This window comes from Streptomyces polyrhachis (genome assembly GCF_042663125.1).
In the GTDB taxonomy this organism is placed as follows: domain Bacteria; phylum Actinomycetota; class Actinomycetes; order Streptomycetales; family Streptomycetaceae; genus Streptomyces; species Streptomyces polyrhachii.
Window position 1 is genome coordinate 96770 of sequence record NZ_JBHSZO010000018.1, and the last position, 17243, is coordinate 114012.

The window sequence follows — 17243 nt, forward strand, 5'->3', positions numbered from 1 at the left end:
CCCACTGGACGCGCGGTGTAATCCCCTCCGGCGGCAACCGGCCGATGTGCCGGACATCACCCGAGAGCGCATGGGGGCAACTCGCCAGAATCCGCCGGCCGGACTCTGGGAACCCGCCGCGCCACCGGGATATCGTGGCCGGGCCCGCGCGTGGAAGGCACCGGTCCGCGCGGGTCGGGACGGAGTTGTACGGCGGACGGACGCGAGCCAGGGACTGGCCGCTGACCACAAGTCCGCCGGTGTCGCACACAGTTGACCTTCATCAGGGGAGCCGCCGCATGTCCGATTTCGTACCCGGACTCGAGGGAGTCGTCGCGTTCGAGACGGAGATCGCCGAACCCGACCGGGAGGGTGGCGCGCTGCGCTACCGCGGCGTCGACATCGAGGACCTCGTCGGCCACGTCTCCTTCGGCAACGTCTGGGGCCTGCTCGTCGACGGCGCCTTCGACCCGGGCCTGCCCGCCGCCGAGCCCTTCCCCATCCCCGTCCACTCCGGTGACATCCGGGTGGACGTGCAGTCCGCGCTGGCGATGCTCGCCCCGGTGTGGGGCATGCGCCCGCTGCTGGACATCGACGAGGCCCAGGCCCGCGAGGACCTCGCCCGCGCCGCCGTCATGGCGCTGTCGTACGTGGCCCAGTCCGCGCGCGGCCAGGGGCTGGCGATGGTGCCGCAGCGGGAGATCGACAAGGCCACCTCGGTCGTGGAGCGCTTCATGATCCGCTGGCGCGGCGAGCCCGACCCCAAGCACGTCGCCGCCGTCGACGCCTACTGGACCTCCGCCGCCGAGCACGGCATGAACGCCTCCACCTTCACCGCCCGCGTCATCGCCTCCACCGGCGCCGACGTCGCCGCCTCGCTGAGCGGCGCGGTGGGCGCCATGTCCGGCCCGCTGCACGGCGGCGCGCCCTCCCGGGTGCTGGGCATGATCGAGCAGATCGAGCGCACCGGCGACGCGACGGCGTACGTCAGGGGCGCCCTGGACCGGGGCGAGCGCCTGATGGGCTTCGGCCACCGCGTCTACCGCGCCGAGGACCCGCGCGCCCGCGTACTGCGGCGTACCGCGCGGGAGTTGGGCGCGCCGCGCTTCGAGGTGGCGGAGGCGCTGGAGAAGGCCGCGCTGGAGGAGCTGCACGCGCGGCGCCCGGACCGGGTGCTGGCGACGAACGTGGAGTTCTGGGCGGCGATCGTGCTGGACTTCGCGGAGGTCCCGGCGCACATGTTCACCTCGATGTTCACCTGCGCCCGCACCGCCGGCTGGTCGGCGCACATCCTGGAGCAGAAGCGCACCGGCCGCCTGGTGCGCCCCTCGGCCCGCTACACCGGCCCCGGCACCCGCCCGGTCAGCGCGATCGCGGGCTACGAGGACATCGCGGCGCCGGTGGCGTAGGCAGCCCCCCGCACCGTGTCCGCCGCCCCTGCCGGTTCCGGTGGGGGCGGCGGCTTTTCATCGGGTCGTACGGGCCAGGGCGTCCGTCAGGAGGCGGGCCCACTGCTCCACTACTCGTCTGCGGCGTGCGGTGTCGTCGCTCAGCAGGGTCGCCAGGCCCATGCCGCGGGCCATGTCCAGGAAGCCCTGGACCGTCTCGCGCACGCCCGGCACCGACTCGTCCGCGCCCAGCAGGCGTACCGCCATGCGGTGCGACTCGCGGCCGACGCGTGCCTCCAACGCCGTGACGCGCGGGCGCAGTTGGTCCTCGTGGGCGGCGGCCACCCAGAGCTGCAGGGCGGCGCGGAAGAGCGGGCCGGTGAAGAGGTCGACGATCTCCCCGACCGCCTCGTGCACCGTCGAGCCGCCGACCACCCCGCGCAGGGCGGTGCGGCGCTCGATGGCGACGTGCTCGACGGCCGCGGTGAAGAGGTCCTCCCGGGTGGGGAAGTGGTGCTGCGCGGCGCCCCGGGTGACGCCGGCGCGCTCGGCCACCACCGTCACCGTCGAACCGCTCCAGCCGTACTCCGCCAGGCAGTCCACCGCCGCCGTCAGGAGGCGCTGGCGGGTGGCGCGGCTGCGGTCCTGCTTGGGGGCGGCGCCGCGGGGGGTGCGGTGAGGGGGGTCGGTCCCGTCCGCAGGTGAGGGGGCGGTTTCGTTCGCGGGGGCTGCTTCGTTCGCGGGGGCTGCTTCGTTCGCGGGGGCTGCTTCGGTCTCGTCCACAGGTGCTGCTACCGCGCCCACTCGGGGTCCCGCCGCTCCAGGAACGCCGTCATGCCCTCCCGCGCCTGCGCCGAGCCGAAGAGCCGCGCCGACAGCTCCGCCAGGCGCTCGGCGTCGCGGTCGAAGGCCCGCAGTACCGCCGCCGTGGTGAGTGCCTTGGACTCCGCCAGCCCCTGCGGCGAGGAGCGCCGGATGCCCGCCAGCACCGGCTCCAGCGCCCTGCCCGGCTCCCCGGCCAGCGTGATCAGTCCCGTACGGGCGGCGGTCTCGGCGTCGAAGCGCTCGCCGCTGAGGTAGTAGCGGGCCGCCGCGCGCGGCTCCATCCGCGTCAGTACCGGCAGCGAGATCACCGCCGGTGCCAGGCCGAGGCGGGCCTCGGTGAAGGCGAAGGTGGACTGGGGCCCGGCGGCGGAGACGTCGCAGGCGGCAAGGAGGCCCAGGCCCCCCGCCCGGACATGGCCGGAGACCGCCGCCAGCACCGGCTTGGGCAGCTCCACGATCGTGCGCAGCAGCCGCGCCAGGCCCCGCGCCGCGTCGGCCGGCGCGCTGTGGACCGCCTCGCCCAGGTCCGCGCCGGCGCAGAAGGTGCCGCCGGTGTGGGTGAGCAGCACCGCGCGCACCTGCGTGTCGCCGGCCGCCGCCTCCAGCGCCGCGTACAGCTCCGTGACCAGGCGGGTGGACAGGGCGTTGCGGTTGTGCGGCGAGTCGAGGGTGAGCACGGCGGTGCCGTCCTCGTGCGCCACCCGTACCAGGGGGTCCATCAGGGCCTCGTGCTCCTCTCGCGGTCGCGCAGCTCGCGGCGCAGGATCTTGCCGCTGATCGCGCGGGGGATCTGTCCGACGAACTCCACGCGTCGCACCTTCTTGTACGGGGCCACCTGCCCGGCCACGTATTGCATCACATCGTCCGCGGTCAGCTCCCGGCCCGGCTGGGGCACGACGAACGCCTTGGGCACCTCCGTACCCTCCTCGTCGTGGACCCCGATGACGGCGGCGTCGGCGATGCGCGGGTCGGTGAGCAGGACGGCCTCCAGCTCGGCGGGCGCCACCTGGTAGCCCTTGTACTTGATCAGCTCCTTGACCCGGTCGACGATGTGCAGCCAGCCGTCCGCGTCCACCCGGCCGACGTCGCCGGTGTGCAGCCAGCCGTCCGCGTCGATCATGGCGTCGGTCTCCTCGGGGCGGCCGAGGTAGCCCTTCATCACCTGCGGGCCCCGGAACCACACCTCGCCCGTCCCGTCCGTGCCCAGGTCGCGGCCCGGCTCGTCCAGGCTGGTGATCCGCATCTCGGTGGACGGCAGCAGCTTGCCGACCGCGCCGGCGGGGAAGTCCGTACAGCCGCGCGGGACGTTGTGCGAGCCGGGGGACAGCTCCGTCATCCCGTACGCCTGGAGGATCGGCGGCAGTCCCAGGCGCGCGGCGCAGGCGCGGGCCAGGTCCGCGTCCAGGGGGGCGGCCGCGGAGAGGACGAACTCCAGGGAGCTGAGGTCGTGCTGCTCGACCGCCGGGTGCTTTGCCAGGGCCAGGATGATCGGCGGGACGGCGTAGAGGCCCTGGATGCGGTGCTTCTCGATCGCGGTGAGGAACTGGTCGAGCTCGAAGCGCGGCAGCACCACCACCGTGACGCCCTTGCGCAGGGGGCCGTTCATCAGGGCGGTCAGGCCGTAGATGTGGAAGAACGGCAGGACGGCGAGGATGCGTTCGCCGGGCTGGGCGTCCATCGTCGCGTCCAGCTGGGCGAGGTTCGTGGCGATGTTGCGGTGCGTGAGCATCACGCCCTTGGGGGTGCCCGTGGTGCCCGAGGAGTACGGGAGGACGGCGATGTCCTCCGCGGGGTCGATGTCCACTCGGGGCTCGGGGGCGGTTGTCGCCAGGAGGTCCAGGATCGAGCGGTGGCCGGGGGCCTCGTCGCAGACGAGGATCTCCTTGATGCCGCCGGCTTCGGCTGCCGCTGCCTGCGCGGTTTCCAGGAGGGGGGAGACCGTCACGATCCAGCGGGCGTCGGCGTCTCGCAGTTGCTTGGCGAACTCGGCCGGGGTGGCGAGCGGGTGGACGGTGGTCACCGTCGCGCCCGCTCGGGTCGCGCCGTAGAACACCGCCGGGTAGGCGATCGTGTTGGGGCTGTGCAGGGCCAGTACGTCGCCCTTGCGCAGGCCGGACTCCGCGAGGGCGGCGGCGATCTTGCGGGTGAACGCGTCCAGTTGGGCGTAGGTGAGGGTGGTGCCGTTCACGCCGTCGACGAGGGCGGGGATGTCGCCGTACTCCGCCGCGCGGCCCAGGACCGCGTCGTGGATGGGTTCGTCGATGGGGGTGACGGGGGCGTACTCGCTCTGGAAGATCATCGGTGGCCTTCCCCTTCGTACGTGGCTGATACGCGCTTGGCCCGGCACCGCCCCGGTGGGGGGTGGTGCCGGGTCAAGCATCCTGGGGTCAGTACGACTTGGGTAGGCCCAGGGTCTGGTGGGAGATGTAGTTCAGGATCATCTCCCGGCTCACCGGTGCGATACGGGCCACGCGGGAGGCCGTGATCAGCTGGGCGAGGCCGAACTCCTTGGTGAGGCCGTTGCCGCCGAGGGTGTGGACTGATTGGTCCACTGCTTTCACCGCTGCTTCCGCTGCCGCGTACTTGGCCATGTTCGCCGCCTCGCCCGCGGCTGCGTCGTCGCCGCTGTCGTAGAGCGCGGCGGCCTTCTGCATCATCAGGCGGGCCAGTTCCAGTTCCACGTGCGCCTGGGCCAGGGGGTGGGCGATGGCCTGGTGGACGCCGATGGGGCCGCCCTTCCACACCTGGCGGGTACGGGCGTACTCCACGGAGACGCCCATCGCCAGGCGGCCGATGCCCAGCGCCATCGCGGCGGTCATGATGCGCTCGGGGTTGAGGCCGGCGAAGAGCTGGAAGAGGCCGGCGTCCTCGTCGCCCACCAGGGCGTCGGCGGGGAGGCGTACCTCGTCCAGGACCAGCTCGAACTGCTTCTCCGGGCCGAAGAGTTCCATCGGGATCATCGTCCGCTGGAAGCCCGGGGTGTCGCGGGGGACGATGAAGAGGCAGGGCTTGAGCCTGCCCGTGCGGGCGTCCTCGGTGCGGCTGACGATGAGGGTCGCGTCGGCGATGTCCACGCCCGAGACGAAGACCTTGCGGCCGGTGAGGATCCAGTCGTCGCCGTCCCGGCGGGCGGTGGTGGTGATGCGGTGGGAGTTGGAGCCGGCGTCCGGCTCGGTGATGCCGAAGGCCATCTTGCGGCTGCCGTCGGCCAGGCCGGGGAGCCATTCGCGCTTCTGGGACTCCGTGCCGAATCTTGCTATCACCGTGCCGGTGATGGCGGGGGTGACGATGAGCATCAGGAGGGGGCAGCCTGCTGCGCCCAACTCTTCCAGGACTATGGAGAGTTCGGCTATTCCGCCGCCGCCTCCGCCGTATTCTTCGGGGAGGCTTACGCCCAGGTAGCCGAGCTTTCCTGCTTCTGACCAGAGTTCGTCTGTGTGGCGGCCCTCGTTCACTACCTGGGTGAAGTAGGCGCGGCCGTATTTTGCTCCCAGGGCCGATACTGCTGCGCGGAGGTCCTGGTGGTCCTGGGGTTCCGTGATGGACATGGTGCTCCTTTTGGGTTGGGGGGCACATCGGTTCTTCTTCTGGGGCGGGGCCTCTCCACGACAACTCCGAAAAGCCATAGGGATGTACTGGCCATCGGTCGATTTGCTGCTCTGTCGGGGGCCTGCGTTGCGGTGCGTCTTTTCGGAGTCGTCGCTCCGGGCCCCTCACTTGGGTGGGTGGGTTTCCGTTTCGCTCTGGTCTTCTTCTACGACCGCCAGGAGGGTTCCTGGTTCCACCTGGGTTCCTACCGTTGCGTGGAGTGCTGTGAGGGTGCCTGTGGTGGGGGCTGTGATCTTGTGTTCCATCTTCATCGCCTCCAGCCAGAGGAGGGGTTGGCCCTGGGTGACGGGGGTTCCCGGGGTCAGGTCTTCCGCTATGCGGATCACCGTGCCCGGCATGGGGGCCAGGAGGGAGCCGGGGAGTTGCTGGGTGGTGGGGTCGGTGAAGCGGGGTTGGGCGTGCAGGGTTGCTGTTTCCTGGGGGGAGTCGACGTGCACCAGGTTGTCGGGGTAGGCCGTCACCTCGTAGGTGCGGGTGACGTTGTCCGATTCGAGGGTTACGTGGGTGGGGGTTGCTTCGATCAGGCTGACGTGGGGGTGGGTCGCCGATTCCAGGGTGTTGGTGCGGGTGAGGTGGTAGGTCACCTCGTGGGTTTCGCCCGCGGGGGTGGTGTAGGTCTTGGTCTGGGGGGCTGAGGGGATGTTGCGCCAGCCGCCGATTCGGGCCGGGAGGGTGTTCTTCGGTGTTGCTCTTCTGGCTGCTGCGTCCGCGAGGGCCGCTGCCAGGGGGGCGAGGGGGGCCAGGGGGGTGAGGGTGGGAGTTGTCGGGGGCTTGGTCAGCTCCTGGAGGTGGTGGGTGTAGAAGGCCGTGGTCATCGCGGCGGTGGTGAAGTCGGGGTGGAGCAGGGAGCGTACGAGCAGGTCGCGGTTGGTTGTCAGGCCGTGGATGCGGGCGACGCGCAGGGCGTGGGCCAGGCGGCGGATCGCCTCGTCGCGGGTGGGGGCGTGGACGATCGCCTTGGCCAGCATCGCGTCGTAGTACGGGGTGACCGTGTCGCCGGCCGCGTATCCGGCGTCCGTGCGGGCGTGGGGGATGCGCAGGGCGTGGAGGCGGCCCGTCTGGGGGGCGAAGTCGTGGGCCGGGTCCTCCGCGTAGAGGCGGGCCTCTATCGCGTGGCCGTGGGGGGCGGGGGGTACGGGGGGGAGTTTTTCGCCCTGGGCGATGCGGATCTGGAGGGCCACCAGGTCTATGCCGTGGGTCAGTTCGGTGACCGGGTGCTCCACCTGGAGGCGGGTGTTCATCTCCAGGAAGTGGGCGCGGCCGTCGGGGGCGAGGAGGAACTCGACTGTTCCCGCTCCTGTGTAGCCGATGGACTTGGCGATGGATGTCGCCTGGTCGTACAGCTCGTCCCAGGGGCCGCCGGGGGCCGGGGCCTCCTCGATGACTTTCTGGTGGCGGCGTTGCAGGGAGCAGTCGCGGGTGCCCAGGGTCCAGACGGTGCCGTGGGTGTCCGCCAGGAGCTGGACCTCGATGTGGCGGCCGTTCTCCAGGTAGGGCTCTACGAAGACCTCGTCGTCGCCGAAGGCCGAGGCTGCTTCGGCTGCTGCGGCGGTCAAGGCTTGGGAGAGGTCCGGGAGTTGGCGTACCACGCGCATTCCCCGGCCGCCGCCGCCTGCTGCGGCTTTGACGATCACGGGGAGGTCCTCCTCCGTGAGCGCTGCCGGGTCCAGGGGGGTGATGCCCAGGATTTCCTTGGCTTTGGTTTTGGAGGCCATCGCCTCGATCGCCTCGGGGGGCGGGCCGATCCAGATGAGGCCCGCTTCGGTGACCTGGCGGGCGAAGTCGGCGTTCTCGGCGAGGAATCCGTAGCCGGGGTGGATGGCGGTGGCGCCGGCCGCGTGGGCTGCCTTGATGATGAGGTCGCCGCGCAGATAGGTCTGGGCCGGGGTGTCGCCGGGAAGCCGTACGGCCGCGTCCGCCTCCCGTACGTGCAGGGCGCGCGCGTCGGCATCCGAGTGGACCGCGACGGTGGCGATGCCCAACTCGCGGCAGGTGCGGAAGATACGGGAGGCGATCTCGCCCCGGTTGGCCACCAGAAGGGTGTCGATCATCAGCGATTCCGTCCTAGGTCAACAAGGCATGAGACAGGGGTATTACGGCACTCAATGCACATGGGGATGAACCACTCCCAAGTGCTTCGGGGCTAACAGCGGCGTCCGGTGCGTGCTCTCGGCGTGCCGGGCGTCGCAACCCCGGCTACTCACCACAGAGGTATCAGCGGAAGACTCCGTAGGCGTTTTTTGTCCCCTGGTAGGGGGTGGTGTGGATCGCTGAGAGGCAGAGGCCCAGGACCGTGCGGGTGTCTCTGGGGTCGATGATTCCGTCGTCGTAGAGGCGGCCCGAGAGGAACATGGGGAGGGATTCCGACTCGATCTGCTGTTCCACCATCGTGCGCAGGGTCGCGTCTGTTTCGTCGTCGTACGGCTGGCCCTTGGCGAGGGCTGAGGCTCGGGCGACGATGGACAGGACGCCCGCCAACTGCTGGGGGCCCATCACCGCGGACTTCGCGCTCGGCCAGGCGAAGAGGAAGCGGGGGTCGTAGGCGCGGCCGCACATGCCGTAGTGGCCTGCCCCGTAGGAGGCGCCCAGCAGGACCGACAGGTGCGGGACGGTGGAGTTGGAGACGGCGTTGATCATCGCGGCGCCGTGGCGGATGATGCCGCCCTGCTCGTACTCCCGGCCGACCATGTAGCCGGTGGTGTTGTGGAGGAAGAGGAGGGGGATGTCGCGCTGGTTGGCCAGTTGGATGAACTGGGTGGCCTTCTGCGACTCCTCGCTGAACAGGACCCCCTGGGCGTTGGCGAGGATGCCGACCGGGTAGCCGTGCAGGGTCGCCCAGCCGGTGGTGAGGCTGGTGCCGTAGAGGGGTTTGAACTCGTCGAAGTCCGAGGCGTCGACGAGGCGGGCGATGACCTCGCGGGGGTCGAAGGGGGTTTTGAGGTCCGGGGGGACTATGCCCAGGAGTTCGTCCGCGTCGTACTTCGGGGGCTCGGCGGGTCCCGGATCCGCGTACGCCTTGCGCCAGTTGAGTCGGGCCACCACGCGGCGGGCCTGGCGCAGGGCGTCCTGTTCGTCGGTGGCGAAGTAGTCCGCGAGGCCGGAGGTGCGGGCGTGCATCTCCGCGCCGCCCAGGGACTCGTCGTCCGACTCCTCGCCGGTGGCCATCTTCACCAGCGGGGGGCCGCCCAGGAAGACCTTGGCCCGCTCCTTGACCATGATCACGTGGTCGCAGAGGCCCGGTACGTACGCGCCCCCCGCCGTGGAGTTGCCGAAGACCACCGCGATGGTCGGGATGCCGGCCGCGGAGGACTGGGTGAGGTGTTTGAACATCGCCCCGCCCGGGATGAAGATCTCCTTCTGGCTGGGCAGGTCGGCGCCGCCGGACTCCACCAGGTGGATGGAGGGCAGGCGGTTCGCGTAGCCGATCTCGTGGGCGCGGAAGCCCTTCTTCAGCGTCCAGGGGTTGGAGGCGCCGCCGCGTACGGTCGGGTCGTTGGCGCTGATCAGGCACTCGGTGCCCTCGACGGTGCCGATGCCGACCACCAGGGAGGCGCCGACGGCGAAGTCGCTGCCCCAGGCCGCGAGGGGGGACAGCTCCAGGAACGGGGTGTCGGGGTCCAGGAGCAGTTCGATGCGTTCGCGGGCGAGGAGCTTGCCGCGGGCGTGGTGGCGGGTCGTGTACTTCTCGCCGCCGCCCGCGAGGGCCTTGGCGTGCTCGGCCGCCAACTCGTCGAGCTTGGCGAGCATCGCCTCGCGGTTGGCCGTGTACTCGGGGGCCGAGGGGTCGAGTCGGGTGGGCAGGACGGTCATGGCTGGGTCTCCTTGGCCAGGGTCTCCGGGAGGTCCACGAGGCGGGCGCGGAGCCATTCGCCGAGGGCCTTGGCCTGGGGGTCGAAGCGGGCCTGGGAGGCGACGCCTTCGCCGAGCAGGCCGCGCAGGGTGAAGTTCAGGGCGCGCAGGTGCGGGAGTACCTGGCGTTCGACGGTCAAGGGGGCTGTCTCCGGCAGGAGTTCGCGCAGGCGGTCCGCGGTCAGTTCGTGGGCCAGCCAGCGCCAGCCCTCGTCCGTCCTGGCCCAGACGCCGAGGTTGGCGTCGCCGCCCTTGTCGCCGCTGCGGGCTCCCGCGATGGCGCCGAGGGGGGCGCGGATGGTGGGGGCGGGGGGCAACGGCTCGGGGAGAGCGGGTTGCTGGGCTGGTTCCAGCTCCTGGTAGGCGGGCGGGGTCGGGATGTCCGTGCGGGTGCCGTCCGGGAGGACGGCGGTGTGCGGTACGTCGGGCTGGGGGACGTGGGCCGCCTCGAAGACGCCGTACGGGCTCGCCTTCCCGGGCGGCGCGGTGACGTGGAAGCCGGGGTAGCTGGCCAGCGCCAGTTCGATCGCGGCGCCGGAGAGGGCGCGGCCCACGGTGTCGGGGTCGCTGTCGCGGACGACGAGGCGCAGCAGGGCGCTCGCCTCCTCCTGTACGTCCGCGTCCGCGCGGTCGGTACGGGCCAGGGTCCAGCGGACGTCCTTGACGGGGGCGAGTGCGGGCGCCAACTGCTCTTTGACCAGGGCTGCCTTGGCGTCGACGTCGAGGCCGGTGAGGACGAAGACCGTCTCGTTGCGCCAGCCGCCCAGCCGGCTCAGGCCCACCTTGAGGGTGGGGGGCGGGGGCTCGCCCCGTACGCCGTCGATACGGACCCGGTCGGCGCCCTCCTGGGTGAGGCGGACGGTGTCCAGGCGGGCGGTCACGTCGGGGCCGGCGTAGCGGGCGGGGCCCGTCTCGTAGAGCAGTTGGGCGGTGACCGTCTCGCGGGTGACCGCGCCGCCCGTACCGGGGTGCTTGGTGATGACGCAGGAGCCGTCGGCCGCCAACTCAGCCAGGGGGAAGCCCGGTTGGCGTATGTCGTGCTCGGTGAAGAAGGAGTAGTTGCCGCCGGTGGCCTGCGTCCCGCACTCCAGGACGTGCCCGGCGACGACCGCGCCGGCGAGGGCGTCGTAGTCCTGCGGCGTCCAGCCGAAGTGCGCGGCCGCCGCGCCGGAGACCAGCGCGGCGTCCGTGACGCGGCCGGTGACCACGACGTCGGCGCCGGCGCGCAGGCAGGCGGTGATGCCCGCGCCGCCCAGGTAGGCGTTGGCGGCGAGGGCGCCGGGGAAGCGGCCGGTGAGGTCGTCGCCCTCGACGTGGGCCACGCGCACGGGGATGCCCAGCCGCTCGGCGAGCGCGCGGACGGCGTCGGCGAGGCCGGCCGGGTTGAGGCCGCCGGCGTTGGCGACGAGCTTGACGCCGCGCTCACGGGCGAGGCCCAGGCCCTCCTCCAGTTGGCGCAGGTAGGTCCTGGCGTAGCCGAGGGCGGGGTCCTTCAGGCGGTCGCGGCCCAGGATGAGCATGGTCAGCTCGGCGAGGTAGTCGCCGGTGAGGACGTCGAGCCGGCCGCCGGTGAGCATCTCGCGCATCGCGGTGAAGCGGTCGCCGTAGAAGCCGGAGGCGTTGCCGATCCGCAGCGGGGCCGTCATCGGCGCGGCTCCCGTCCGGCGCCGGGCGGGCCGGCGAAGGCCTGCACGAGGTCGAGCCACCGCTCGGCGTCCGGGCCGACCGCGGTCAGGCCGGTGTCGGCCCGGTGGACGCGCCGGACGGCGAGCAGGCAGAAGTCGTACGCGCTCCCGGCGACCCGCTGGGCGGCCTCCTCCGGCCCGTACACCCAGACCTCGCCGCCGGGCGCGGTCAGCTCGACGCGGAACGGCTCGGCGGGCGGCGTGAGTTGGTGCGTGCGGAAGGCGTTGTCGCGGGCCCGTACGCCGATCCACGCCACGTGCCGCAGCCGCGCGGTGGGCTCGCGCACCACCCCGAGCGCCTCCGCGACGTCGAGGGAGTGCGCCCAGGTCTCCATCAGCCGGGCGGTGGCCATCGAGGCGGCGCTCATCGGCGGCCCGAACCACGGGATGCGCTCCCCGCCGCCGCGCGCGGCCAGCACCTCCGCCAGCCGGGTCCGCCCCGTACGCCACCGGTCCAGCAACTCCCCCGGCGGCAGGGCGGCTCCGGCCGCCGCGCCGTCGTCGACGAAGGTGTCGAAGGCGGCGACGGCCTCCTCCACGACCCGGCCGAAGGCGACCGGGTCGGTGGCCGCGATCAGCGACTGCTCGTCGGTCCAGGCGAGATGGGCGATCTGGTGGGCGATGCTCCACCCCTCGGCGGGCGTCGCGGCGCCCCACTGCCCGGGCGGCAGCGCGGCGACCAGCTCCTCCAACTCCGCGCCCTCGTCCCGCAGATCGTCGAACAGGGCCGTCGTATCGGCCACGGCACGCTCCTCTCGTCAGGCCCTATCCGGCGGGGCTGTCGAGCAGCGTGGCAGCGTCCGGAGCGGAAAACAAGCATGCGTGCATGTTTTTTCGTACGGACCCGGCCGGGCCGGGGTCCGGAACGCGGCCTTCCGGCGGGCGGACACGGGCGGACACCCCGTCTCATCCGCTGGACGTATCCCCCTCCCGCCCGCTCCCACCCACTACGCTGCCGCCGTGGCTGAGATCCGGATTCCCGCTGACATCAAGCCCGCCGACGGCCGGTTCGGCGCAGGCCCCTCGAAGGTGCGCACGGAGGCCGTCCAGGCCCTGGCCGCCACCGGCACCTCCCTGCTGGGTACGTCCCATCGCCAGGCCCCCGTGAAGAACCTGGTCGGCCGGGTCCGCGAGGGCGTCGCCGAGCTGTTCTCGCTGCCCGAGGGCTACGAGGTGGTCCTCGGCAACGGCGGCTCCACCGCCTTCTGGGACATCGCCACCCACGGCCTGATCGAGCGCAGGTCCCAGCACCTGAGCTTCGGCGAGTTCTCCTCGAAGTTCGCCAAGGCCGCCAGGCTCGCGCCCTGGCTGGACGACCCGACGGTGATCTCCGCCGAGCCCGGCACGCACCCCGAGCCCGAGGCCGAGGCGGGCACGGACGTCTACGCCCTCACCCACAACGAGACCTCCACCGGTGTCGCCGCCCCCATCAAGCGCGTCGGCGGCGCCGACCCCGGCGCCCTGGTGCTGGTCGACGCGACCTCCGGCGCGGGCGGCCTGCCCGTGGACATCGCCCAGACGGACGTCTACTACTTCGCCCCGCAGAAGTCCTTCGCCGCCGACGGCGGCCTGTGGCTGGGCGTCTTCTCCCCCGCCGCCCTGGACCGCGCGGCGGCCGTGCACGCCTCCGGGCGGCACGTACCGGAGTTCTTCTCGCTGCCCACCGCGATCGACAACTCCCTGAAGAACCAGACCTACAACACCCCCGCCCTCGCCACGCTCTTCCTGCTCGCCGAGCAGCTGGACTGGATCAACGGCCAGGGCGGCCTGAAGTGGGCGGTGGAGCGCACCGCCGACTCCGCCGAACGCCTCTACGGCTGGGCGGAGCGCTCGCGGTACGCGACGCCGTTCGTCGCCGACCCGGCGCAGCGCTCGCAGGTGATCGGCACGATCGACTTCACCGACGAGGTGGACGCCGCCGCCGTCGCCAAGGTGCTGCGGGCCAACGGCGTCGTGGACACCGAGCCGTACCGCAAGCTGGGCCGCAACCAGCTGCGGATCGCGATGTTCCCGGCGATCGACCCGGCCGACGTGGCGGCGCTCACGGCCTGCGTGGACTACGTGGCCGAGCGGCTCTGAGACGGACCGGTGAAGGGGGGGCCGTTCGCGCGGCCCCCGCTCACCACCGCGGGCGGAAGACGTACAGCGTCGCCGCGAAGATCAGCGCGAGCAGGACCGGCCAGTACAGCAGCTTCGCGACGCGGTTGTCGCGCCACTCCAGCCCCGGCGAGTAGCGCCGGCTGGTCAGGATGACGGCGTTGAGCGCCACCAGGAAGATCACCGTGTAGAGCGAGAGCGCGAACCACTCCACGTACGCCATCGTGGGGCCGGTGGCCAGTCGTACGGAATCCTGGTCGATCACCACGACGAGCAGCATCTGCACACCGAAGGTGATCACCGCCCAGGTGCTGAAGCCCAGGTCGGGCCGCAGCTCGCCCTTGTCCTTCTGGTAGACGAAGAGCGCCAGGAAGATGACGAGGGCGACGATCAGCCAGCGGGTGAGGGTGTCGAAGAACGGCGACACCCAGTCCCGGTCGATGCCGACGTTGAAGTAGAGGTCCGGCGGTACGGGGTAGGCGCCGTGGTAGTCGCGGGGGTTGCCGCCCAGCGTGGTGTGGTAGTCCAGGCGCAGATAGCTCCAGCTGCTGAAGACCGTGCTCCAGCCCGGCAGGACGAGGCCGGGATCGACGCCGTAGCGCTGCTGGGGCTGCCACGGGGGATACGAGCGGAAGTCCGGCACCAGGGCCATCGAGTCGTCGGCCCGGTCCTTGCTCCACAGCCGAAGGCGGATGCCCTGCCGGTCGAAGGGGTAGCGCTCGTAGTCGAAGTTCTCCGCCAGTTTGACCTTGAAGTACCAGCCCACCGTCGTCGAGCCGTCCTCGGGCTGCTTGTCGCGGTAGACCTCCTTGGTGCCGTAGGAGTCCTCCGCGTCGGGGAAGACGACCCCCTCGAACTTCTTGGGGAAGCCCTTGGGCAGCCGCTGCCAGACGAAGCCGCTCGCCTGCACGGCGTTGGGCGCCGTGAAGCGCAGCTGCTGCAGGAAGACCCCGGTGGGGATGCGCCGCCTGCCCGCCGCGGTCCGGTCCGCGTCCAGGTACTCATCGGCCTCGAACCGCCTGTCGACGACCCGGCCGGCGGAGAGCAGGTCGATGTCGTCCTCGCTGATCAGCGACAGCGTCGCCACGATGCCGCCCAGCATCACGCAGGAGGCGAGCACGGAGGACAGGACCGCCCGCCAGCGCACCAGCGTGAACGGCTCCAGGAACACCACGATCGCCGAGAGCAGCACCAGCGCGCCGCAGGCGGCCAGCGGCCACCAGCGGCTCAACGGCGGCCCGTCGCCCGCCAGATAGAACGCCAGCGACCCGGCGAACCCGAGCGTGGAGAAACCCAGGACCGCCCGGCCGCCGCGCTGGGCGACCGACAGGGCGTGCGACGGCGGCTCCACTTCCACCCCGCCACTTCAACCCACGGGTCACCGGGGTGCAAGCGCTCGCGGGCCGGATGGGAGCAGGGGTGTACGGACTCAGGCGCGGCGCAGTGCCCGCCGCAGCAGCGTGAAGGCGGCGGTGGCGCCCGCGACGACGAGGACGACCACGAAGAGATCGCGGTTCTCGGAGGCGGGGCCCGTCCCGTCCGCTCCGTCCGTCCCGGCCGCTCCCGCCGCGGGGTCGCCCGGTGCCTTCGGGGTGCCCGCCGGGTCCGTACCGCCGCCCTCGACGGCGACCCGGGTGACCTCGCTGCCCGCCCCCTCGGTGCCGTACATCAGCGCGCGGCCGTCGGTGGTGTACGTCATCGACTCCCCCTGCCGCTGGAGCGGGACGGAGAGGCGGCCGTCCTCGACCGGCCTGCCCTTCTCCCACCTGTACAGCCGCCCGCCCAGATAGCTGCGCAGCGCCAGCCGGCGGCCGTCGGGCGAGAAGGCGCCGTCGGTGACCCACAGGTCGATGGGGGCGATCCTGCGGAACACGTTCGTCCGCCCGGCCGTCAGCTTCTCCGGCCCCGCGTAGAGGGCGCCGCCGCCCTCCTTCTTGCTGGCGATGTACGCCCGGCCGGTCTTCGGGTGCACCATCAGCGCCTCGGCGTCGCGGGGGCCGTCCGCGTACGTCACGTCGTACTGGACGGCGCGCAGGGTCACGTCCTTGAGGACCTTCGGCTCGGGGAAGCGGTAGATCCACACGTGCGACCAGCTGCCGCCCGTGTTGTCGCCGATGTCGCCCACGTAGAGCTGCCCGCCGGGGCCCATCGAGACGGCCTCGACGTCGCGGGGGCGCCCGATCCCGGTGAGGGTGACGGTGGCGACGGTCTTCCCGGTGCGCGAGTCGACGGCGTACACGTACGGGCCGTCCTCGCTGTCGTTGTGCGTCCAGTACACCCCCGGGTGCCGCGCGGAGGCGGCCAGCCCGCTGGACTCGGTGATGCGCGCGTCCCGGATCCCGAAGTCGCCGTCGTCCGCGAGGGCGGGCGCACCCGCCGCGCACACCGCGCCCATCGCGAGCAGCACTCCGACCCCGACCCCGTATGCCTTGACCATGCCCCAAGCGTGCCACGCCGGGGGCGGACGGGGAGATCGACCCGGAGGAGACCCCTTCCCCGGGGGCGGATCCGGCTTGGGATGATGAGGCGATGCGCATCATGTTCGTCGGCGACTCCATCACGATCGGCAGCGCCGGTGACCACACCTGGCGCTACCGCCTGTGGCGTGGGCTGAGCCGCCGCACCGCCGTGGAGGTCGTGGGCCCCCGTACGGCCCTCTACGACCCGGCGACGGACGCCGCCACCTCCCACGCCTACGCCGACCCGGCCTTCCCCCAGCAGCACCTGGCCGGCTGGGGCGAGGGCTGGCTGCACATGGCGCCGCTGATCGGTCCGGCCGTGGCGGCCCACCGCCCGGACGTGCTCCTGGTCGCCCTGGGCCTCATAGACCTCGGCTTCTACACGAACGCGGCCCAGACGACGCAGAACGTCCACGCCTTCGTCACCGCCGCCCGCGAGTCCAACCCCCGCATCCGCATGGCGATCCTCCCGGTCCTGCGCAACGTGGTCGCGGCGAACGACCCGTCCTTCGACGCGGAGTGCGCACACTTCAACGACCTCCTGACGAAGACGCTCGCGGAACTCTCCACCCCCACCTCCCCTTTGACGCTGGTGGAGCCGCCCACCCCGTGGCCGTACGAGTCCGCCACGCATGACGGCACGCATCTCTCGCCGGCGGGGGAACGGGTCCTGGCGGACGTGTTCTGGCGGGCGTTGGAGGGGGATTGGGGTACGAGCGCCCCTTGCCGGTAAGCCCTACAGCCGCGACATCAAGGAGGAACTGCGATGAACCACGCCGAGTGGAAGACCCGCCGCCACCGCAAGCTCCTCGGCGAAGCGGTCGAGGAGAACCCCGAGTACGACCGGCTGTACGAGGAGGCCGAACTGGCCCACGACCTCGGCCAGCTCGTCTACGACCGACGCACCGCCCTCGGACTGTCCCAGGCCGAACTCGCCGAGCGCTGCGGCATGAAGCAGCCGCAGATCTCCCGGATCGAAGGCGGCGGCACCGTGCCCACGATCCCACTCCTGCGGCGGCTGGCCCGAGCCCTCGACGCCGACCTGACCATCAACCTCACCCCGCACAACGAGGCAGCGTGACAGATGCTGCGGCGCTCCGCGCCGGTGGGGCTTCGCCGCTCCGCGGCGCGCGCGGCCCGGCCCCGCATGGGCTTCTCGGGTCGGGGTGGGTTGGGGTCTGGTGAGGGTTGCTTGCGGGGGTCCGGGTGGTGCTGCGTCGCTCCGCGACGCTTGGGGCCGGGGTGGCGGGGTGCCGGGGTGGATCGGCGGGGGCGCAGTGGCTGGGCGGGGGTCGGGGGCTGGCTGGAGGAAGGGGCTGGTGGGGGTGGGATCGGGGGCCGGTGGTGGTGGG

The 17243-nt window shown here is 72.0% G+C and carries 14 protein-coding genes; 4 read left to right on the top strand and 10 right to left on the bottom strand.

Annotated features, from left to right (window positions below):
* The first annotated feature begins 278 nt into the window (after positions 1-278).
* Complete coding sequence (locus ACFQLX_RS13500; RefSeq protein ID WP_386414728.1) at positions 279-1388, top strand: citrate synthase 2; 1110 nt, start codon at positions 279-281, stop codon at positions 1386-1388.
* A gap of 57 nt (positions 1389-1445) precedes the next feature.
* Here ACFQLX_RS13500 and ACFQLX_RS13505 read toward each other — a convergent pair whose 3' ends face one another.
* The 8 genes from ACFQLX_RS13505 to ACFQLX_RS13540 all read right to left on the bottom strand — a co-directional run bounded on the left by ACFQLX_RS13505 (position 1446) and on the right by ACFQLX_RS13540 (position 12078).
* On the bottom strand, positions 1446-2150 hold the full coding sequence (locus tag ACFQLX_RS13505) for a TetR/AcrR family transcriptional regulator (protein WP_386414729.1): 705 nt from the start codon (positions 2148-2150) through the stop codon (positions 1446-1448).
* Between the two features lie 8 nt (positions 2151-2158).
* Positions 2159-2911, bottom strand: coding sequence for an enoyl-CoA hydratase family protein (locus ACFQLX_RS13510; protein WP_386414731.1), 753 nt, complete (start codon positions 2909-2911; stop codon positions 2159-2161).
* Positions 2911-4491, bottom strand: coding sequence for a 4-coumarate--CoA ligase family protein (locus tag ACFQLX_RS13515; RefSeq protein WP_386414733.1), 1581 nt, complete (start codon positions 4489-4491; stop codon positions 2911-2913). The genes ACFQLX_RS13510 and ACFQLX_RS13515 overlap by 1 nt, the downstream gene beginning before the upstream one ends.
* Before the next feature lie 88 nt (positions 4492-4579).
* On the bottom strand, positions 4580-5740 hold the full coding sequence (locus ACFQLX_RS13520; RefSeq protein WP_386414734.1) for an acyl-CoA dehydrogenase family protein: 1161 nt from the start codon (positions 5738-5740) through the stop codon (positions 4580-4582).
* A 165-nt stretch (positions 5741-5905) separates the two neighbouring features.
* Positions 5906-7852, bottom strand: a complete 1947-nt coding sequence (locus ACFQLX_RS13525) for an acetyl/propionyl/methylcrotonyl-CoA carboxylase subunit alpha (RefSeq protein WP_386414735.1) — start codon at positions 7850-7852, stop codon at positions 5906-5908.
* A gap of 163 nt (positions 7853-8015) precedes the next feature.
* Positions 8016-9611 (bottom strand): acyl-CoA carboxylase subunit beta, encoded by a 1596-nt coding sequence (locus ACFQLX_RS13530; protein ID WP_386414737.1) that lies wholly within the window; start codon positions 9609-9611, stop codon positions 8016-8018.
* On the bottom strand, positions 9608-11296 hold the full coding sequence (locus ACFQLX_RS13535) for an acyclic terpene utilization AtuA family protein (RefSeq protein WP_386414739.1): 1689 nt from the start codon (positions 11294-11296) through the stop codon (positions 9608-9610). The genes ACFQLX_RS13530 and ACFQLX_RS13535 overlap by 4 nt, the downstream gene beginning before the upstream one ends.
* Complete coding sequence (locus ACFQLX_RS13540) at positions 11293-12078, bottom strand: TIGR03084 family metal-binding protein (protein WP_386414741.1); 786 nt, start codon at positions 12076-12078, stop codon at positions 11293-11295. Before ACFQLX_RS13540 ends, ACFQLX_RS13535 begins: the two co-directional genes overlap by 4 nt.
* 217 nt (positions 12079-12295) lie before the next feature.
* Between ACFQLX_RS13540 and serC the strand changes: the two genes are divergently transcribed.
* On the top strand, positions 12296-13414 hold the full coding sequence (gene serC / locus ACFQLX_RS13545) for a phosphoserine transaminase (RefSeq protein WP_386414743.1): 1119 nt from the start codon (positions 12296-12298) through the stop codon (positions 13412-13414).
* A gap of 40 nt (positions 13415-13454) precedes the next feature.
* On the opposite strand, the gene ACFQLX_RS13550 is transcribed toward serC, so the two are convergent.
* Both ACFQLX_RS13550 and ACFQLX_RS13555 read right to left on the bottom strand, forming a co-directional pair.
* The gene (locus tag ACFQLX_RS13550; protein ID WP_386414744.1) at positions 13455-14789 is read right to left on the bottom strand and encodes a hypothetical protein; all 1335 of its coding nucleotides are present in this window, start codon (positions 14787-14789) and stop codon (positions 13455-13457) included.
* A 72-nt stretch (positions 14790-14861) separates the two neighbouring features.
* A complete protein-coding gene (locus ACFQLX_RS13555; RefSeq protein ID WP_386414745.1) occupies positions 14862-15869 on the bottom strand; it encodes a TolB-like translocation protein in 1008 nt (335 codons plus the stop codon).
* A 92-nt stretch (positions 15870-15961) separates the two neighbouring features.
* Here ACFQLX_RS13555 and ACFQLX_RS13560 point away from each other — a divergent pair, with 92 nt between their 5' ends.
* Both ACFQLX_RS13560 and ACFQLX_RS13565 read left to right on the top strand, forming a co-directional pair.
* Positions 15962-16624: a GDSL-type esterase/lipase family protein gene (locus ACFQLX_RS13560; RefSeq protein ID WP_386414747.1), complete on the top strand. Its 663-nt coding sequence runs from the start codon at positions 15962-15964 to the stop codon at positions 16622-16624.
* Between the two features lie 33 nt (positions 16625-16657).
* Positions 16658-16972 (top strand): helix-turn-helix domain-containing protein, encoded by a 315-nt coding sequence (locus tag ACFQLX_RS13565; protein WP_386414748.1) that lies wholly within the window; start codon positions 16658-16660, stop codon positions 16970-16972.
* The last annotated feature ends 271 nt before the right edge of the window (positions 16973-17243 follow it).